Here is a 17,483-nt window from a genome sequence, read left to right on the forward strand (position 1 = left end):
GAATGGCTCCCTCTCCGTCGAGGCGACCCCTTCCCCGGGGGCCGTTCCCCGGGGGTCGGGAACCGGAGCGGGAGCGAACACCCGCGGCCCGGGGGCTATGCCCCCAGCATGCGCGAGACCGTGTAGATCAGCAGCCCGGCCAGCGAGCCGACGATGGTGCCGTTGATCCGGATGAACTGGAGGTCACGGCCGATATGGGCCTCGATCTTGCGGGTGGTGTGCTCGGGGTCCCAGCTCGCCACCGTGTCGGTGATCAGGGAGGTGATCTCACCCCGGTAGGTGGTCACGACATGCACCGCCGCGTCCTCCACCCAGCTGTCGACCTTCTCCTGGAGGCTGGGCTCGGTGGCCATCCGGGCGCCCAGCGACAGCAGCGAGGCACGCACCCGCAGCCGCAGTTCACTGCGCTCGTCATCGGCCGCAGAAACGATCATGGTGCGTACGGCCGTCCAGGCGGACGCGATCAGATCCTGGACCTCGCCGCGGCCCAGCACCTCGCTCTTGAGCCGCTCCACCTTCGTACGGGTCTCGGTGTCGGACTGGAGGTCGGAGGCGAAGTCGGCGAGGAACCGGTCGAGGGCGCCGCGCGCGGGATGGGACGGCATGTCCCGCATCTCGGCGCAGAACCGCAGCAGCTCCTTGTAGACCCGGTCGCCGATCTTGCGGTCCACGAACCGCGGGGTCCAGCCGGGGGCGCCGCCCTGCACCGCGTCCATCACGGAGTCGCCGTGCTCCACCAGCCAGTCGTGCGCCCGGGTCACCACCAGGTCCACGACCCGGTTGTGGCCGCCGTCGGCGACGACCTTCTCCAGCATCTTCCCTATGCCGGGCGCGATCTCCTGGGCCTCGGCCCGCCGGGTGATCGCCTCCCCCACCACCGCCTGCACATCGGAGTCGCGCAGCACGGTCAGCGCGCCGCGCAGCGCGGTCGCCAGCTCGGCGGTCACCCGGTCGGCGTTGGCCGGCTGGGTGAGCCAGGCGCCCAGCCGGCTGCCGATGCCGACCGCGCGCAGCCGCTGCCGGACGACCGTCCCGGACAGGAAGTTCTCCCCGACGAACCCGCCGAGCGCGACGCCCAGCTGGTCCTTCTTCCGGGGGATGATCGCGGTGTGCGGGATGGGGATGCCGAGCGGGTGGCGGAACAGCGCGGTGACCGCGAACCAGTCGGCGAGCGCGCCGACCATGCCCGCCTCCGCGGCGGCGGCCACATAGCCCGTCCAGGGACCCGCGCCCGCGTTGCCGGCCCACTTCGCCAGCACGTAGATCACGGCGACCAGCAGCAGCAGCCCGGCCGCGGTGAGCTTCATCCGCCGTACGCCGCGCTGCTTCTCCTCGTCGGCGGCGCTGAACGTGGTCATCGCGCGCACGCCGGGGCGGATGCCGGGGGTGCCGACGCGGGCACTGTCCCTTCCGACCCCTCCGCCCGCTATCTCCTTTTTCAGGAGATCTTCCCGATTCCCCTGCTCTTCGTCAATTTTCGTACGATCCATCCGCTCCACCCGTTCACGATCCTCCACAGCACCATTGTCCCTGCCTGACCGACTCCCGGAACGGATCAGGAGTTCCCGGCGTCTGTCCGGTCGGAGACGCACACGCCGTCATCTCATGACCCATCATGAGGTGATCACACCGGAGCCGGCCCGGGGCTCCGCCGCCCGAGGAGACCCATCACCCCATGCCCAGGCGCCACGACCACGCACTGCTCGCCGCACTGCTCGCCCTGGCCGTCGCGGTGTCGGGCGGCATATACCTCGGGGTCGCCGCCGACGAGGGGCACACCGAGCGCCCGCTCGCCGGACGGTCGGCCCCCCAGTCGGCCGCGCCCGCCTCCGCGGGCACCTGGGTCAGTTCCTGGTCCGCGTCCCCGGCGGCGGCCGAGCCCGGCACCGAGCCCGGCACCGGCAGGGGCGGCCTCGCGGGCCGGTCACTGCGCAATGTGGTGCACACCAGCGCGGGCGGCACCCAGGCGCGGATCACCCTCTCCAACCTCTACGGACAGCAGCCGCTCACGATCACCCACGCGACGATCGCCCTGGCGGCGGGCTCGGGCGGGGCCGCGGCGGTGCCCGAGAGCATGCGCCGGGTGACCTTCGGGGGCAGCGGGCGGGCCGTCGTACCGGCCGGGCAGCAGCTGATCAGCGACCCGGTGGAGCTGCGTGTCCCGCACGACAGCGACGTCCTGGTCACCACGTACTCCCCCACCGGCGCCGGGCCGGTCACCCATCACCCGCGCGCCCGCCAGATCTCGTACGCCGCCGTCGGCGACCACGCGGCGGGCACGACCGGCGCCGCGTACACCGAGCAGGTGGAGGCGTGGCGGTATCTGACCGCGCTGGACGTGCTCAGCGACGACTCCGACGGCACGGTGGTGGCGTTCGGCGACTCGCTCACCGACGGGGCGATGTCCACGGTCGACGCGAACCGGCGCTGGCCCGATGTGCTGTCCGACCGTATCCGCGAGGCCGTCGCCTCGGGTACGGCGGACGTGCCGCGGCACAGCGTCGTCAACCAGGGCATCAGCGGGAACCGGCTCCTGTCCGACGGCTCCGACGACCTGGGCCGCCCCGCCGACAACCCCAGTGGCCTGGGCCGCTTCGCCCGTGACGTCCTGGGCCGTACGGACGTCGAGGTCGTCGTCATCGACCTCGGTGTCAACGACATCCTCCGGCATCCCGGCACCGCCGACCCCGACCGCATCCTCACCGGCCTGCGCACCCTCGTGGACCAGGCGCACGCCCGGGGCGTCAAGGTCATCGGCGCCACGCTCATGCCGTTCCACGGCCACGGGGGGTACACGGACGCGCGCGAGGAGGTACGGCGGCAGATCAACGCCGAGATCCGCGCGGGGCGGGTCTTCGACGCGGTCGCCGATTTCGACCGGGCGGTACGCGATCCCTACGACCCCCGCCGGTTCCACCCCGACTACGACTCGGGCGACCACCTCCACCCGAGCGACAGGGGCTACGCCCGGATGGCGGACTCCTTCGACCTGACGTCCCTGAGCGGCTCGGCTCCGGCCCGGCTCTGAGTTCCGCCGTAGGGGTGTCCCTGGTACGCAGACCGCGGCCCGTACGTGGCTGATCGCGCAGTTCCCCGCGCCCCTAGGGATGTGCCCCCACCGCCGCTGCAATAGCCCCCCAGCTGCGGGCAGTCGTGCCGCGCGGGTGAGCCAAAACCACCTCACCCCCGGTGAGCGCAACCCCGACGCCCACACCAACCCCCGCCTACTCCCCCCGCTCCCGCCGCTCCCGATGCCCGTCCAGCATCCGTCGATGCGCCTCGTACGCCTCATCCCGGTGAGCCTGCATGAGCTGCCGCCGCGCCGCCCGGCGTTCCACCCGCTCCTGCCGCCGCTCCGCCTTCAACCGCTGCCGCTCGGACCGCGTGACCTTCCGCTCGACCCCCACCCCGCCCCAGAAGGCGAACCCGGTGACGATCACCCGAGGGGCCCCGGGATCCCCCGGCACCCCGTCCTCACGGTGGTCGAATCCCCCCATGACCCCGATGCCGCGCACCACGACCTCGACCCCCGGCGGCACGATGATGTGCACCCCGCCCATGATCGCGACGCAGTTGATCACCACCTCGCGCTCCGCGAAATTCGCCTCACGCAGGTCGATCTCCCCGCCGCCCCAGAAGGCCACGCTGTTGAACCGCTTCGGCATCGTCCAGCGCCCCTTGCGCTGGAACCCCGCCAGCACGGCCACCCCCCACCCGGACGTCCCGTCGGAGCCGGTCAGCCGCCCCGCCCAACCCCCGCTCTCCTCCGGCCCCTTGACCAGGGACACGGCGGGCGGCGGCGCGACCACCCCCGCGCCGGGCAGATCACGGGTGATCGGGGCCAGCTCACCGTACGTCCGCGCCCGGTACGTCTGATCCAGCCGTTCCTCGAACTCCGTCATGTCCAGTCGGCCCTCCGCGAGGGCGTCCCGCAGGACCTCGGCGACTCGTTCGCGATCGGCGTCGGAGGCGCGCAGCTCCGGGGCATCGTCGGTCATACCAGCAGCCTACGAGTTCCGCGCGCCGGGCACTACGCGGCTTGCGGCACCGCTCCCGGCGCCCCGAGGGGAGCACCGCCCGCTACACACTCGCCCGCCCCGCGTACATCCGCGCGATCACGGCCTCGATGTCCGGCTCCCGTACCGACAGATCCACCAGCGGATACTCCGCCGCGACCCGCGCCACCAGCGGCGCCGCCGACTGCGCGGCCGGGAAGGCCAGCCACTGCCGGGGCCCCTCGACGCGCACGACCCGGGCGGGCGGCACGTCGATGGGGGGCAGTTCGCGCTCCAGGTCCACGACGAGGGTCCGTTCGCTCTCGCCCGCCTCGTGCAGGCCGGTGAGCGGACCGTCGTACATGAGGCGCCCGTGGTCGATCACCATCACCCGGGAGCACAGTTGCTCGATGTCCTGGAGGTCGTGCGTGGTGAGCAGGACCGTCGTGCCCTGCTCGGTGTTGAGGTCGCGCAGAAAGCCGCGGACCTTGGCCTTGGAGATGACGTCCAGGCCGATCGTCGGCTCGTCGAGGTAGAGCACCTCGGGGTCGTGCAGCAGCGCCGCGGCGATGTCGCCGCGCATCCGCTGGCCCAGCGAGAGCTGGCGGACCGGGACGTCCAGCAGTTCGCCCAGTTCGAGGAGTTCGACGCAGCGGTCGAGGTTGGCGCGGTAACGGGCGTCGGGGATGCGGTACATGCGGTGCATCAGCCGGTAGGAGTCGATCAGCGGGAGGTCCCACCACAAGGTCGTGCGCTGTCCGAAGACGACCCCGATGCGATGGGCGAGCCGCCCGCGTTCGCGCGAGGGGTCGATACCGGCCACCCGCAGCCGCCCGCCGCTCGGGGTGAGGATGCCGGTCAGCATCTTGATGGTGGTGGACTTCCCGGCGCCGTTCGGCCCGATGTAGCCGACCATCTCGCCGCGCGCCACCCGGAACGACAGCGAGTCGACCGCCCGTACCTCCCGCCGCTCCCGCTTGAGGAAGCCGGTCCGCTTACGGACGTCGAAGACCTTCTCCACCCGGTCGAGTTCGATGAAGGCGCCGGTCCCCGTCCCCGGCTCCGTGTCCGTCATGGCCATGGCGTCTCCCTCACGTCGTCAACTGCCCGTACTGCGATACGTCCTGAGCCCCGCCCGCCACGCCAGCCCGGCCAGCGCGCAGCACCCCGCGGCCACCAGCGGCGAGCCGAACGCCACCCAGTCCGGCAGGTCCAGCGGGTAGGGCCGGCCCAGGATGTAGCTCGCGGGCACCCAGTTGACGAAGGCCAGCGGCAGGACGAAGGTCACCCCGCGCACCAGCTCCTGGCCGAAGACGGCCGGCGGATACTGGAGCAGGGTGGTGCCGCCGTAGGTGAACGCGTTCTGCACCTCGGAGGCGTCCTGGGCGACGAACTGGAAGGCGGCGCCGCCGACGAACACCGCGCAGAAGATCAGCCCGCCGCTGAGGATCATCACCGGCATCAGCAGCAGCTTGGCCACCGTCCAGTCGAGGTCCAGATGCGTGAGCGCGTAGCCCAGCACCAGGGTGCCCTGCGCCACCCGGCCCACCCGGCGCGGTGCGAAGCGGTCGGCGGCGACCTGCGCGAGGACCGGCGCCGGGCGCACCAGCAGGGTGTCCAGGGTGCCGTCGCGCACCCGGCGCCCGAGCCGGTCCATGGAACCGATCGCCAGGTCCGCGAGGCCGAAGGAGACGCTGGACAGACCGTAGAGGAAGGCGATCTCCGGCAGCGCGAAGCCGCCGAGGGCGTCCACCCGGGAGAACATCAGCAGGATCGCCACGAAGTCCAGCCCGGTCGCCAGGAAGCTGCCGAGCGTGGTCAGCGCGAAGGAGACGCGGTAGGCCATCGTGGAGCGGATCCACATGGCGACGATCAGGCGGTACGCGCGCAGCCCCTCCCGCAGCCGCCCGACATGACCGTAGCCATAGCCATGGTCAAAGCCATGGCCGTACGAGAACTCCCGCACCTCGGTCCCGGCCTCGGTCTCGGCCCCGGCGTCAGCCACCCTGCACCACCACCCGCCGTGTCGCCGCCGACTGCACCAGCCGGCCCACCGTCAGCAGCGCCGCCGCCCAGGCCGCCTGGAAGGCGAACGTCTGCCAGATGTCCCCCTGGCCCAGCAGCACATCCGCCGGGGCCTGGAGCAGCGACGACCAGGGCAGGGCGCGGACGATCTCGCCGAGCGCGCCCGGGAAGACATTCAGCGGGAGCAGCATGCCGGAGCAGAAGAAGCAGAGCAGCCAGGACAGCTGCGCCACCCCGGAGCCGTCCATCAGCCAGAACGCGCTCAGCGCGACCAGATAGCGGATCCCGAAGCTGACCAGCATGCCCAGTGCCACCGCGACCGCGAAGGCGGCCCAGGTCCCCGCGTCCGAGGGCAGCGCGGCCTCGAACATCAGCGCGCCGAAGAGGAAGGGCAGCACCCCGCGCGCCACCAGCTGGAACACCGCCCGCCCCAAGTCGCTGGCGAGCCAGAACAGTTGGAGGTCGGCGGGCCGGTAGAGGTCGATGGCCACATCGCCGGTGCGGATACGGTCCATCAGCTCGTCCTCGATGCCACCGCCCCCGATCGCCAGGCTCGACAGCAGGGCCTGACCGAGCCACACATAGGTGACGGCCTCGGCCTGGTCGTAGCCGCCGAGCTGCGGACGCTGGTCCCACAGGGCCAGATAGGTGTAGACGAGGATGATCCCGAAGACGGTGTTGGTGAACACCCCGGCGGCGGTGGCCACCCGGTACGTGGCGTACCGTCGCACTCCCCCCGCAGCGACGGCCAGGTACAACCGTCCTGCGCCCACTCCCACCACCCTCCCCGCACACGCGGACCCGCGAAAGAAACCCAAGCGCAGGAGCCTAGTGAGCGCGCGGTGACGCATGCCACTGCTTTTTCGGTCCGGTCGTGTGCCGTGAACCGGGAACGGTTCGGCGGGTGCGAGAGTCTTCACAGGGGGGCGTGAAGCGTTACAGAGGGCGTACGGGGACCGTACGCCGCGAAACAGGAGTCCGTGCACGAGATGAGCGACCAGCCGCAGCCGCAGCAGCCGACCGAGGGCTCGGCACCGCAGCCACCGCCAGAGGGAGGAAAGAAGAGCCGGCCCAAACGCACGGGCTGGCGGCGGCTGATCCCGACCTGGCGGATGACACTGGCCACCTGCGTGATCGGCCTGCTGCTGCTCGGCGGGCTGTTCTTCCTCGGCTACTCACTGGTGAAGATCCCGCCGGCGAACGCGCTGGCGACCAAGCAGAGCAATGTGTATCTGTACGCCGACGGCAGCCAGCTGGCCCGCGACGGCGAGGTCAACCGGGAGAACGTGCCGCTGTCCCAGATCTCCAAGGACGCCCAGCACGCGGTGCTGGCCGCCGAGGACCGCGAGTTCTACACCGAGTCGGCCATCGACCCCAAGGCGATGGTCCGGGCCGCCTACAAGACCGCGATGGGCGAGGGCAAGCAGTCCGGGTCCACGATCACCCAGCAGTACGTGAAGAACTACTACCTGGCGCAGGAGCAGACCGTCACGCGCAAGGTGAAGGAGTTCTTCATCTCGATCAAGCTGGACCAGGAGAAGAGCAAGGACCAGATCCTGGAGGGCTATCTCAACACCAGCTTCTTCGGCCGCAACGCGTACGGCATGCAGTCCGCGGCCCAGGCGTACTTCGGCATCGACGCCGCCGATCTGGACGCCGCGCAGGGCGCGTATCTGGCGTCGCTGCTGAACGCGCCGAGCGAGTACGACGTGATCGCCCACCCGGAGAACCGGGACGCCGCCGAGGCCCGCTGGAACTACGTGCTGGACGGCATGGTCACCGAGGGCTGGCTGACCGAGGAGAAGCGGGCGACGCTGAAGTTCCCGGTGCCGCGCGAGACGACGCAGTCGACCGGCATGTCCGGGCAGCGCGGCTACATCGTGGAGGCGGTCAAGCAGTATCTGACCGAGCACGACATCCTCACCGCGGAGCAGCTGGAGGTCGGCGGCTACCGGATCACCACCACGCTCCAGAAGCCCAAGCAGGACGCCCTGGTCAAGGCCGTGGACGATCAGCTGATGTCCGAGCTGGACAAGGAGGGCCGCGAGGTGGACAACTACGTCCGCGCGGGCGGCGCCTCCGTCGACCCGGAGACCGGCGAGGTCGTCGCGATGTACGGCGGCATCGACTACGTGGAGCAGTACACCAACGGCGCCACCCGCCGGGACTACCAGGTCGGCTCCATCTTCAAGCCGTTCGTGTTCACCGCCGCCGTCGACCACGACTCCAGCACCCAGAGCGGGCGGACGATCACCCCGAACGCGGTGTACGACGGCACCAGCGAGCGCCCGGTGGAGGGCTGGAGCGGCGGCCTGTACGCCCCGGAGAACGAGGACGACGTCAACTACGGCGACATCACCGTGCGCGAGGCCACCGACAAGTCGGTGAACTCGGTGTACGCGCAGCTCGCGGTGGACGTCGGGCCGGAGAACGTGGTGGAGACGGCGGTCGACCTCGGGCTGCCGCCGGACACCCCGTCGCTCGAACCGGGCCCCTCGATCGCGCTGGGCGTGGCCAACGCGAGCGTCCTCGACATGGCGGAGGCGTACGCCACCCTCGCCAACCACGGTGAGCACGGCACGTACACCCTGGTGAAGAAGATCACCAAGGAGGGCGCGGAGGAGATCCCGCTGCCCGACCGCAAGACCACCCAGGCGGTGAGCCGCGAGGCCGCCGACACCACCACGTCGGTCCTCCAGAGCGTGGTCGACAACGGCACCGCCACCGCCGCGCAGGCCGCCGGCCGCCCGGTCGCGGGCAAGACGGGCACGGCGGAGGAGGACAAGGCCGCCTGGTTCGCGGGCTACACCCCGGAACTGGCGACGGTGATCGCGGTGATGGGCCAGAACCCGGAGACGGCCGTGCAGGAGCCGCTGTACGGCGCGCTGGGGCTGGCCCGGATCAACGGCGGCGGTCCGCCGGCCGAGATCTTCGCGCAGTACACGAAGGACGCCCTTGAGGGGACCCCGGTGACGGACTTCGACCTCCAGGTGCAGGACGGCGCCGACGAGTGGGTGGACCCGTCGGTGCCGCCCAGCACCGGGCAGCCCGACGCCGGGGACCCGAGCGATGTCACCGTCCCGCCCAGCGAGGAGGCGGGCAGCGGCGACGGCGGCAGCGGCACGCAGACACCGGACGGTGACGCGTCCACCGACCCGGCGGAGGGTGGCACGGCCACCGGCGGCGACACCGGCACCACGACGACCGGCGGCACGACCGGCGAGAGCACCGGGGGTGGTACGGCCGACGGAGGGACGACGGGCGGCGACACGACCGGAACCACCACGGGCGAGTCCCCGAGCGGCGGCACGGACGGGGGCGCCGACGGCGGGACGGAGGGCGGTCTGACGACGGGGACGAGCGGGTCGCCGACGACGCCCTGAGAGTGCCGCGGACGTGACCCGGGGGCCGCCTGCCGCTACGGCGGACGGCCCCCGGGTTCAACGGCTTCAGGTCAGTGGCCGGAGGTCGCCTTCAGGCCCACGACGGCGACCAGCAGCAGCGCGATGAAGAAGATACGGGCGGCGGTGACCGGCTCACCCAGGATGGCCATGCCGAGAATCGCCGCACCGGCCGCGCCGATACCGACCCAGACGCCATAGGCGGTGCCGATCGGCAGGGTCCTGGCGGCCTGGGCGAGCAGGAACATGCTCGCGACGATCCCGGCGCCGGTGAACACGCTGGGCCACAGCCGGGTGAAGCCTTCGGTGTACTTCATGCCGATCGACCAGCCGACTTCGAGCAGACCGGCGATGAGCAGCAGAATCCAGGCCACGACGAGCACCTCCGAGACGAGTGTCACTGAACGGGGTGCGTCGTCTTTGCTTCAGCCCGGTACGGCGCGTCTCGTCGGGTGCCTCACAAACATAGCAAAGGGCCGCCAAAAAGGCTGGTGACGATGGTCACCAGCCCCGTGGACCCTCACTTCACAGGTACAGCCCCGTCGAGTCCTCCGAGCCCTCGAAGCGGTCGGCGGCGACGGCGTGCAGATCGCGCTCCCGCATCAGGACGTAGGCGATGCCCCGCACCTCGACCTCGGCGCGGTCCTCGGGGTCGTACAGCACCCGGTCGCCCGGCTCCACGGTCCGTACGTTCTGCCCGACGGCGACCACGTCGGCCCAGGCCAGCCGGCGGCCCACGGCGGCGGTGGCGGGGATCAGGATGCCGCCACCGGACCGCCGCTCGCCCTCGCCGGCGTCCTGCCGGACCAGGACACGGTCGTGCAGCATGCGGATGGGCAGCTTGTCCGGGTGGGTACTGGAGTCGTTCGTGTTGGCGCTCACGGCTCGAACCTACCTGTCCTCAGCACATCCGTACGCGTGGGGTCGGCCCGTGAGGTCGGCGCGGGATCGGCCGATGGGGTCGGCCCGTGGAGGTCGGCTCAGCCCTTGCGGCGTCGGGCGGACAGGGCCAGCAGGCCCACCACGCCGGCGGCGACGAGGGCGACCGGCACGATCCGCTCAAGGCGGGGAGCGCCCTCCTCGTTCACAAAGCGCCCTCTGACCTCGCTCACGGCCTTGTTGACCTGGACATACGCTTTCCCGAGGGTCCGGTCGACGTTGGACGCGGCCTTGGCCTTGGCGTCCCCCACGATCGTCCTGGGGTGCACCCGTACGCCGATTTCGTCGAGGGTCTCGGCCAGCACCTCGCGGCGGGCACTGATGTCCGCCTCGATCTGCGCCGGGGTTCTGGTGTCCGACGTGTCCGCCACCGTACGGCCTCCGAAGTTGTCCGAACTCTGCTGTCGCGCGGGCTGTCGCGCTGTTGCGGACAGTCTGTCAGCTTCCCGGCGCGGCGCACTGTCAGCACCCCCGGTTACGCTCGATCCCATGAGTGAGCGACTCCAGCCCGGGGACGTGGCCCCCGCCTTCACCCTGCCCGACGCCGACGGCGAGGACGTGTCCCTGGCCGACCACAAGGGCCGCAAGGTCATCGTGTACTTCTACCCCGCCGCGCTGACACCCGGCTGCACCAAGCAGGCGTGCGACTTCACCGACAACCTGGAGCTGCTGACCGGCGCCGGGTACGACGTGATCGGCATCTCCCCGGACGCCCCGGCGAAGCTCGCCAAGTTCCGCGAGCAGGAGCACCTGACGATCACGCTGGCCGGCGACCCGGACAAGACGGTGATCGAGGCGTACGGCGCGTACGGCGAGAAGAAGAACTACGGCAAGACCTACCTGGGCGTCATCCGCTCCACGGTGGTCGTGGACGAGGAGGGCAAGGTCGAGCGGGCGCTGTACAACGTCCGGGCGACCGGTCACGTGGCGAAGATCATCAAGGATCTGGGCATCTGACGCCCCTGCCCGGCCAGTAGCATGGCCGGGCAGCAGCAGGCGGCCGTGGTGGAATTGGCAGTCACGCTGGGTTTAGGTCCCAGTGGGGTAACTCCCGTGAGGGTTCGAGTCCCTCCGGCCGCACCAGTTCATTCCCGTGCGCTCACCCGCACTCACCCGCTCGCGCTCAGCGACTCGCGCTCAGCGACTCGCGCTCAGCCTCCGACGAGTTCCCGTACGACGGGGACCAGCGCGCGGAAGGCTTTGCCCCGGTGGCTGATGGCGTTCTTCTCCGCGGGGCTCAGCTCGGCGCAGGTCCGGGTGTATCCGTCGGGCTGGAGGACCGGGTCGTACCCGAACCCGTTCGTCCCGGCGGGTACGTGTCTCAGGGTCCCCCGGAGTTGCCCTTCCACCACCCGTTCGGTGCCGTCCGGCAGGGCGAGGGCGGCGGCACAGGCGAAGTGGGCGCCCCGGTGCTCCTCGCCGATGTCGGCGAGCTGGGCGAGCAGCAGCTCCAGGTTGGCCCGGTCGTCGCCGTGCCGTCCGGCCCAGCGGGCGGAGAAGATGCCCGGCGCCCCGTTCAGCACGTCCACGCACAGCCCCGAGTCGTCGGCGACGGCCGGCAGCCCGGTCTCCCGCGCCAGCGCGTGCGCCTTGAGCAACGCGTTCTCGGCGAAGGTGACACCGGTCTCCTTCACATCCGGAATCTCCGGGTACGCCTCCGCCCCGACCAGCTCATGCGGGAGCCCTGCGTCGGCGAGGATGGCCTTCAGTTCGGTGATCTTCCCGGCGTTGCGGGTGGCGAGGATCAGACGGGTCATGGGGTCAGTATCGCGGGGGGTGAGGGACGGGGGCGGAGGGGGCTGGGCGTCCCTGGGGTCGAGGGCGTGCGGGGGCGGGGTTCTTGGGCCGGGCGGAGGGGCGCCGGGTGCCGGGCGGAGGGGCGCCGGGTGCCGGGCGCGGGAGTGCCGGGTGCCGGGCGCGGGAGTGCCGGGTGCCGGGGATGACGGACATCGAACGCCGGACCACGGGACGTACGGCACGCCAGGCCACCGGACCTGCGGGAGGAGACCGGACCGCCTCCGGGGCAGGCGGCCCTGGGAGGAGCGGGCGGTGCCCATGAGGCCCCCGGGGGTGGCGCGCATCGGCTGTCGGCCGGGAGGGGATGGAACGGGCCCTCCCCGTATCGCCCGGTGTGGTGGGGAGTTGGGCCCGGCTCCGGGGGCGGGCGAGCCCTGCGGGTCGGCCGGTCACCGGCCGGGGCGGAAGTGCGCCTCGGCCGGCGAGAACGGGGGGCGGGCCCCGGCCCGCGAGGGCCGCAGGCACGCCCCGGGCGTCCGTAGTACTACGGCGTGCACACCTTCGTCAGTTCGCCCGCCGCGTCCGTCACCGGGCTGATGTCCGGGGTGGCGTCGCCGTTCTCCACCGAGGCGTGGACGTTGTCCACGGCCTGCTGGAGGTCGTCGACCGCCTTGTTGACGTCCGTGTTGTCGGTCTTGTCGCCGATCTCCGCGAGGTTGTCCTCGATGGACTGGAGGGACTCGTTGAGCTGGGTCGGGTCGTTCGCCGCGGCGTCGACGGCCTGCTGGAGATCGGTGACGCTGTCGGCTATCGCGTCGGCGGCCTGGACGCAGTCCAGCGCCTTGCTGACGGCCTCGCAGCCGGTGGTCAGCCCGGCGGTGAGCGCGACGGCCGCCAGGGTGGCGGCGACGGCTGCGGTGCGGCGACGACGGCTCGCGGCCATGGAACGGTCCCTCCCTCTGATGCGGGCCCGGACACGGCCCATTGCCGCCCCCTGTGCCCTGAACTGCTGGCCGGGCGCACAGGGATGAGCCATGCGCCCGTACCCCTAGTGACGCTCGGGCGGTCGGCAACGGTTGCCGCCGCCGACCGGCTGATTTGGTACGCCCTTTACTTTCGGGCTCGCGTTCCGGTTCGGTGCCCGGATTGCCGGCCGGTGTCACTTCCGGGCTTTGTGCCCGGTTGACGGCCGGTTCGGGCGCGGTTCAGCCTCCCGGCTTGCCGATTTCTGCCCACCGCCCACCGCCTACCGCCGACTACCCGGCCGCGATGTCGAGCGCCGCGCGCTGCGCGGTGGCCAGTTCGGCGCAGCCGGCCACGGCGAGGTCGAGCAGCGCGTCGAGTTCCTCGCGGGCGAACGGCTCGGCCTCCGCGGTGCCCTGGACCTCCACGAACCGCCCGTCGCCGGTGCAGACGACGTTCATGTCGGTCTCGGCGCGCACATCCTCCTCGTAGCGGAGGTCGAGCAGTGGGACTCCGTCGACGATGCCGACCGAGACGGCGGCGACTGTGCCGGTGAGCGGCTGGCGGCTCGCGCGGATCAGTTTCTTCTCGCGCGCCCAGGTGACGGCGTCGGCCAGCGCCACGTACGCGCCGGTGATGGCCGCGGTGCGGGTGCCGCCGTCGGCCTGGAGGACGTCGCAGTCCAGGACGACGGTGTTCTCGCCGAGCGCCTTGTAGTCGACGACCGCGCGCAGGGAGCGGCCGATCAGCCGGGAGATCTCGTGCGTACGGCCGCCGATCCGGCCCCGGACGGACTCCCGGTCGCCGCGGGTGTTGGTGGCGCGGGGCAGCATCGCGTACTCGGCGGTGACCCAGCCCTCGCCGCTGCCCTTGCGCCAGCGCGGGACGCCCTCGGTGACGGAGGCGGTGCACAGGACCCGGGTGTCGCCGAAGGAGACGAGGACGGAGCCCTCGGCGTGCTTGCTCCAGCCGCGTTCGATGCTGACCGGGCGGAGCTGTCGGGGGGTGCGGCCGTCGATTCGTGACATGGGAGGAGCCTAGTGCCCCCGGGGCCGGCCCCTGCCGTCAGGTGCGCATCGCCCGTACCGGCGGGTACGGAGGGGAACGCGGGCCGGGGCGCACGGAAAGGGCCCCTCCGGTCCGTACCGGAAGGGCCCTTCTCAGATCGGTCGGCGCCGACTCACCAACGACTCACATCAGGTCTTCGATGTCCGCCGCGATCGGGTCGGCGTCGGTGCCCACGACGACCTGGATGGCGGTGCCCATCTTCACCACACCGTGGGCGCCGGCGCCCTTGAGAGCGGCGTCGTTGACCAGGGATGCGTCCGCCACCTCGACCCGCAGGCGGGTGATGCAGCCCTCGATCTCCTCGATGTTGTCGATGCCACCGAGCCCGGCAACGATCTTCTCAGCCTTGCTGGCCATGTTCCTTCTCCCTGATCCGAACCGCTTTGTCGCAGTAACCCACAGTTGGCCCAACTTCGCGAGCGGTCATGCCGTCCGTACCGAATGATGGCGACACGACAGCGGAACCCTCAGTCAACTGGTCTACACCACCGTGCCGACCACCGCCAACCCCGGCCCCACCGGGAGGAGTCCGATGAGTGCCGAGAGCGCCGTCAGCCCTGGACGGTCCCGCTGGAACAGTGTGTTCCAAGGGCTCCAGAAAATGGGCCGGAGCCTCCAGCTTCCCATCGCGGTCCTCCCCGCCGCGGGCATCCTCAACCGCCTCGGCCAGCCCGACGTGTTCGGCGCCGACGGGCTCGGCTGGACCGATGTCTCCAAGGTGATGGTCGGCGCGGGCGGCGCCCTGCTGGACTCCTCGCTCGGCCTGCCGCTGCTGTTCTGCGTCGGCGTGGCCATCGGCATGGCGAAGAAGGCGGACGGCTCGACCGCGCTCGCCGCGGTGACGGGTTTCCTCGTCTACTACTCGGTGCTGCGCCAGTTCCCGATCGCCTGCCCGGCGGGGGCGCAGGTGGTGGTGGCGGGCTGCCAGGCCCAGGACGGCACGGTGGGACCCTTCACCTACCAGAATCCCGGGGTGTTCGGCGGCATCGTCATGGGGCTGCTCGCCGCGTACTTCTGGGCCCGCTTCCACCGCACCAGGCTGGTCGACTGGCTGGGCTTCTTCAACGGCCGGCGGCTGGTGCCGATCATCATGGCGTTCGTGGCGATCGCGTTCGCCGCGCTGTGCCTGTGGATCTGGCCGCCGATCGGCGGCGCGCTGGAGAGCTTCTCCCAGTGGATGGACGACCTGGGCGCGTGGGGCGCGGGCATCTTCGGCGTCGCCAACCGGGCGCTGCTGGTGATCGGCCTGCATCAGTTCCTGAACGTGCCCATCTGGTTCCAGTTCGGCACGTACACCAAGCCGGACGGCACGGTGGTGCACGGCGACATCAACATGTTCCTGGCGGGCGACCCGGACGCGGGCCAGTTCACCACGGGCTTCTTCCCCATCATGATGTTCGCGCTGCCCGCCGCGGCCCTCGCGATCACCCACACCGCGAAGCCGCACCGCCGCAAGGAGATCGGCGGCATGATGCTCTCGGTGGCGCTGACCTCGTTCGTCACCGGCATCACCGAACCGATCGAGTACTCGTTCCTGTTCATCGCGCCCATGCTCTACGTGGTGCACGCGCTGCTCACCGGCGTGTCGATGGCGGTGACCTGGGCGCTCGGCGTCAAGGACGGCTTCAGCTTCTCCGCCGGTCTGATCGACTACGTCATCAACTGGAACCTGGCGACCAGACCCTGGCTGATCATCCCGATCGGCCTGTGCTTCGCCGCCGTCTACTACGTGATCTTCCGCTTCGCGATCACCAGGTTCGACCTCAAGACCCCGGGCCGTGAACCGGAGGACGAGGTGGAAGACGTGACCAAGGTGTAACCGTCTCCACAGGTACCCCAACCGGCTTCCCCACCAGGGCCCTTGGACGTCACGTCCGAGGGTCCTTCGGCGTGCCCTCGGCTGGTTCGGAACGGCATCCCAGACGTTATGAAAGGAGGGTTCCTTATGCGCTGCTCATCTGCTAGAACAGGTCTACACCACTGAGTGGTGTAGACCACCACCCGTTGGAGGAAGTATGAGTTCCGCCACCACCACGGCGGCCCCCGCGAAGCGGCGGGGATCCGGTCTGTTCCAGGGCCTCCAGAAGATCGGCCGCAGCCTGCAGCTCCCGATCGCCGTCCTCCCCGCGGCCGGCATCCTGCTGCGCCTCGGCCAGCCGGATGTGTTCGGCCCGGACGGGCTGGGCTGGGACAGGGTCGCGTCCGTGTTCGCCACCGCCGGTGGCGCGATCTTCGACAACCTGCCGCTGCTGTTCTGTATAGGTGTGGCCATCGGCTTCGCCAAGAAGTCGGACGGCTCGACCGCGCTCGCCGCGCTCGTCGGCTTCCTGGTGTACAGCAATGTGCTCAAGGCGTTCCCGGTCACCGAAGCGGTGGTCCAGGACGGCGCGGACGCCGCCGCCACCTACAACAACCCCGGTGTGCTCGGCGGCATCCTGATGGGTCTGCTGTCCGCCACGCTGTGGCAGCGCTACCACCGCAAGCAGCTGGTGGACTGGCTCGGCTTCTTCAACGGGCGCCGTCTGGTGCCGATCATCATGGCGTTCGTCGGCACCGCGATGGGCGTGCTGTTCGGCTTGATCTGGGAGCCGATCGGCAACGGCATCTCGGACGTCGGCGAGTGGATCACCGGCCTGGGCGCCGTGGGTGCCGGTCTGTTCGGTCTGATCAACCGCGCACTGATCCCGATCGGTATGCACCAGTTCGTCAACACCGTCTCCTGGTTCCAGATCGGCGACTTCACCAACGCCGCGGGCGAGGTCGTGCACGGCGACCTGAACCGGTTCTTCGCCGGTGACCCGGACGCCGGTCAGTTCATGTCCGGCTTCTTCCCGATCATGATGTTCGGTCTGCCCGCCGCCGCGATCGCGATCGCACACGCCGCCCGGCCCGAGCGCCGCAAGGCCGTGATGGGCATGATGATCTCGCTCGCCCTGACCTCGTTCGTGACCGGTGTCACCGAGCCGATCGAGTTCGCGTTCATGTTCATCGCCCCGCTGCTGTATGTGATCCACGCGGTGCTCACGGCCCTCTCCATGGCGATCACCTGGGCGCTGGGCGTCCATGCGGGCTTCACCTTCTCCGCGGGCTTCATCGACTACGCGCTGAACTGGAACCTCTCCACCAAGCCATGGCTGATCATCCCGATCGGCCTGGTCTTCGCGGCGATCTACTACTCGGTCTTCCGTTTCGCGATCGTGAAGTTCAACCTTCCCACCCCGGGCCGCGAGCCCGAGGAAGAGGTCGAGGACCTCACCAAGGCGTAACCCCCGCAGGGGCGTCACCCCATCCTCCCTGGGGTTCCCTCCCCCGAACGCCCCTGACGAAGGCCCCGGCATCATGGAGATGCCGGGGC

The 17,483-nt window shown here is 70.7% G+C and carries 17 protein-coding genes, 1 tRNA gene and 1 riboswitch; of the genes, 6 read left to right on the forward strand and 12 right to left on the reverse strand.

Annotated features, from left to right (window positions below; all coding sequences use genetic code 11):
• Nucleotides 1-95 precede the first annotated feature (95 nt).
• Nucleotides 96-1,358 (reverse strand): DUF445 domain-containing protein, encoded by a 1,263-nt coding sequence (locus tag ACFRFC_RS03645; protein ID WP_382681403.1) that lies wholly within the window; start codon nt 1,356-1,358, stop codon nt 96-98.
• A gap of 317 nt (nt 1,359-1,675) precedes the next feature.
• Here ACFRFC_RS03645 and ACFRFC_RS03650 point away from each other — a divergent pair, with 317 nt between their 5' ends.
• Nucleotides 1,676-3,028, forward strand: coding sequence for an SGNH/GDSL hydrolase family protein (locus ACFRFC_RS03650; RefSeq protein ID WP_382681401.1), 1,353 nt, complete (start codon nt 1,676-1,678; stop codon nt 3,026-3,028).
• 196 nt (nt 3,029-3,224) lie between these two features.
• Here the strand turns inward: ACFRFC_RS03650 and ACFRFC_RS03655 are convergent, their stop codons facing one another.
• The 4 genes from ACFRFC_RS03655 to ACFRFC_RS03670 form a co-directional block, all read right to left on the reverse strand.
• Nucleotides 3,225-3,998, reverse strand: a complete 774-nt coding sequence (locus tag ACFRFC_RS03655; protein ID WP_382681398.1) for a DUF1707 domain-containing protein — start codon at nt 3,996-3,998, stop codon at nt 3,225-3,227.
• An 82-nt stretch (nt 3,999-4,080) separates the two neighbouring features.
• Nucleotides 4,081-5,070 (reverse strand): ATP-binding cassette domain-containing protein, encoded by a 990-nt coding sequence (locus ACFRFC_RS03660; protein ID WP_382681395.1) that lies wholly within the window; start codon nt 5,068-5,070, stop codon nt 4,081-4,083.
• Nucleotides 5,071-5,094: 24 nt separating this feature from the next.
• Complete coding sequence (locus ACFRFC_RS03665; protein WP_382682061.1) at nt 5,095-5,859, reverse strand: ABC transporter permease; 765 nt, start codon at nt 5,857-5,859, stop codon at nt 5,095-5,097.
• 133 nt (nt 5,860-5,992) lie between these two features.
• On the reverse strand, nt 5,993-6,793 hold the full coding sequence (locus tag ACFRFC_RS03670; RefSeq protein WP_382681393.1) for an ABC transporter permease: 801 nt from the start codon (nt 6,791-6,793) through the stop codon (nt 5,993-5,995).
• A gap of 216 nt (nt 6,794-7,009) precedes the next feature.
• Here ACFRFC_RS03670 and ACFRFC_RS03675 point away from each other — a divergent pair, with 216 nt between their 5' ends.
• Nucleotides 7,010-9,403, forward strand: a complete 2,394-nt coding sequence (locus ACFRFC_RS03675; protein ID WP_382681390.1) for a transglycosylase domain-containing protein — start codon at nt 7,010-7,012, stop codon at nt 9,401-9,403.
• Between the two features lie 71 nt (nt 9,404-9,474).
• On the opposite strand, the gene ACFRFC_RS03680 is transcribed toward ACFRFC_RS03675, so the two are convergent.
• From ACFRFC_RS03680 to ACFRFC_RS03690, 3 genes are all read right to left on the reverse strand, one after another.
• Nucleotides 9,475-9,795: a DMT family transporter gene (locus tag ACFRFC_RS03680; protein ID WP_382681387.1), complete on the reverse strand. Its 321-nt coding sequence runs from the start codon at nt 9,793-9,795 to the stop codon at nt 9,475-9,477.
• Between the two features lie 34 nt (nt 9,796-9,829).
• Nucleotides 9,830-9,901: riboswitch (guanidine-III (ykkC-III) riboswitch) on the reverse strand.
• Nucleotides 9,902-9,946: 45 nt separating this feature from the next.
• A complete protein-coding gene (locus ACFRFC_RS03685; RefSeq protein WP_382682058.1) occupies nt 9,947-10,249 on the reverse strand; it encodes a GroES family chaperonin in 303 nt (100 codons plus the stop codon).
• 152 nt (nt 10,250-10,401) lie between these two features.
• A complete protein-coding gene (locus ACFRFC_RS03690; RefSeq protein ID WP_382681385.1) occupies nt 10,402-10,731 on the reverse strand; it encodes a DUF3618 domain-containing protein in 330 nt (109 codons plus the stop codon).
• Between the two features lie 118 nt (nt 10,732-10,849).
• On the opposite strand from ACFRFC_RS03690, the gene bcp reads away from it, so the two are divergent.
• The gene (gene bcp, locus ACFRFC_RS03695; protein ID WP_382681382.1) at nt 10,850-11,317 is read left to right on the forward strand and encodes a thioredoxin-dependent thiol peroxidase; all 468 of its coding nucleotides are present in this window, start codon (nt 10,850-10,852) and stop codon (nt 11,315-11,317) included.
• A gap of 39 nt (nt 11,318-11,356) precedes the next feature.
• Nucleotides 11,357-11,443 (forward strand) — tRNA-Leu (locus ACFRFC_RS03700).
• Nucleotides 11,444-11,511: 68 nt separating this feature from the next.
• Here the strand turns inward: ACFRFC_RS03700 and rdgB are convergent.
• The 4 genes from rdgB to ACFRFC_RS03720 form a co-directional block, all read right to left on the reverse strand.
• Nucleotides 11,512-12,117 (reverse strand): RdgB/HAM1 family non-canonical purine NTP pyrophosphatase, encoded by a 606-nt coding sequence (gene rdgB / locus ACFRFC_RS03705; protein ID WP_382681379.1) that lies wholly within the window; start codon nt 12,115-12,117, stop codon nt 11,512-11,514.
• 524 nt (nt 12,118-12,641) lie between these two features.
• On the reverse strand, nt 12,642-13,040 hold the full coding sequence (locus tag ACFRFC_RS03710) for a hypothetical protein (RefSeq protein WP_382681377.1): 399 nt from the start codon (nt 13,038-13,040) through the stop codon (nt 12,642-12,644).
• Nucleotides 13,041-13,353: 313 nt separating this feature from the next.
• Entirely contained in the window at nt 13,354-14,088 is a 735-nt protein-coding gene (gene rph / locus ACFRFC_RS03715; RefSeq protein WP_382681375.1) for a ribonuclease PH, read from the reverse strand.
• 163 nt (nt 14,089-14,251) lie between these two features.
• On the reverse strand, nt 14,252-14,485 hold the full coding sequence (locus ACFRFC_RS03720) for a glucose PTS transporter subunit EIIB (protein WP_382681372.1): 234 nt from the start codon (nt 14,483-14,485) through the stop codon (nt 14,252-14,254).
• A gap of 175 nt (nt 14,486-14,660) precedes the next feature.
• Between ACFRFC_RS03720 and ACFRFC_RS03725 the strand changes: the two genes are divergently transcribed.
• Both ACFRFC_RS03725 and ACFRFC_RS03730 read left to right on the forward strand, forming a co-directional pair.
• Entirely contained in the window at nt 14,661-15,947 is a 1,287-nt protein-coding gene (locus ACFRFC_RS03725) for a PTS transporter subunit EIIC (RefSeq protein WP_382681369.1), read from the forward strand.
• Nucleotides 15,948-16,143: 196 nt separating this feature from the next.
• Nucleotides 16,144-17,394 (forward strand): PTS transporter subunit EIIC, encoded by a 1,251-nt coding sequence (locus tag ACFRFC_RS03730; protein ID WP_382681367.1) that lies wholly within the window; start codon nt 16,144-16,146, stop codon nt 17,392-17,394.
• Nucleotides 17,395-17,483: the final 89 nt, after the last annotated feature.

This window comes from Streptomyces sp. NPDC056734 (assembly GCF_042790455.1).
GTDB lineage: Bacteria > Actinomycetota > Actinomycetes > Streptomycetales > Streptomycetaceae > Streptomyces.

Bases quoted from the DNA above. Each gene is read 5' to 3' on its own strand.
- ACFRFC_RS03645 (WP_382681403.1), bottom strand. From the start codon at position 1,358: ATGACCACGTTCAGCGCCGCCGACGAGGAGAAGCAGCGCGGCGTACGG.
- ACFRFC_RS03650 (WP_382681401.1), top strand. From the start codon at position 1,676: ATGCCCAGGCGCCACGACCACGCACTGCTCGCCGCACTGCTCGCCCTG.
- ACFRFC_RS03655 (WP_382681398.1), bottom strand. From the start codon at position 3,998: ATGACCGACGATGCCCCGGAGCTGCGCGCCTCCGACGCCGATCGCGAA.
- ACFRFC_RS03660 (WP_382681395.1), bottom strand. From the start codon at position 5,070: ATGACGGACACGGAGCCGGGGACGGGGACCGGCGCCTTCATCGAACTC.
- ACFRFC_RS03665 (WP_382682061.1), bottom strand. From the start codon at position 5,859: ATGTGGATCCGCTCCACGATGGCCTACCGCGTCTCCTTCGCGCTGACC.
- ACFRFC_RS03675 (WP_382681390.1), top strand. From the start codon at position 7,010: ATGAGCGACCAGCCGCAGCCGCAGCAGCCGACCGAGGGCTCGGCACCG.
- ACFRFC_RS03685 (WP_382682058.1), bottom strand. From the start codon at position 10,249: ATGCTGCACGACCGTGTCCTGGTCCGGCAGGACGCCGGCGAGGGCGAG.
- bcp (WP_382681382.1), top strand. From the start codon at position 10,850: ATGAGTGAGCGACTCCAGCCCGGGGACGTGGCCCCCGCCTTCACCCTG.
- rdgB (WP_382681379.1), bottom strand. From the start codon at position 12,117: ATGACCCGTCTGATCCTCGCCACCCGCAACGCCGGGAAGATCACCGAA.
- ACFRFC_RS03710 (WP_382681377.1), bottom strand. From the start codon at position 13,040: ATGGCCGCGAGCCGTCGTCGCCGCACCGCAGCCGTCGCCGCCACCCTG.
- rph (WP_382681375.1), bottom strand. From the start codon at position 14,088: ATGTCACGAATCGACGGCCGCACCCCCCGACAGCTCCGCCCGGTCAGC.
- ACFRFC_RS03720 (WP_382681372.1), bottom strand. From the start codon at position 14,485: ATGGCCAGCAAGGCTGAGAAGATCGTTGCCGGGCTCGGTGGCATCGAC.
- ACFRFC_RS03725 (WP_382681369.1), top strand. From the start codon at position 14,661: ATGAGTGCCGAGAGCGCCGTCAGCCCTGGACGGTCCCGCTGGAACAGT.
- ACFRFC_RS03730 (WP_382681367.1), top strand. From the start codon at position 16,144: ATGAGTTCCGCCACCACCACGGCGGCCCCCGCGAAGCGGCGGGGATCC.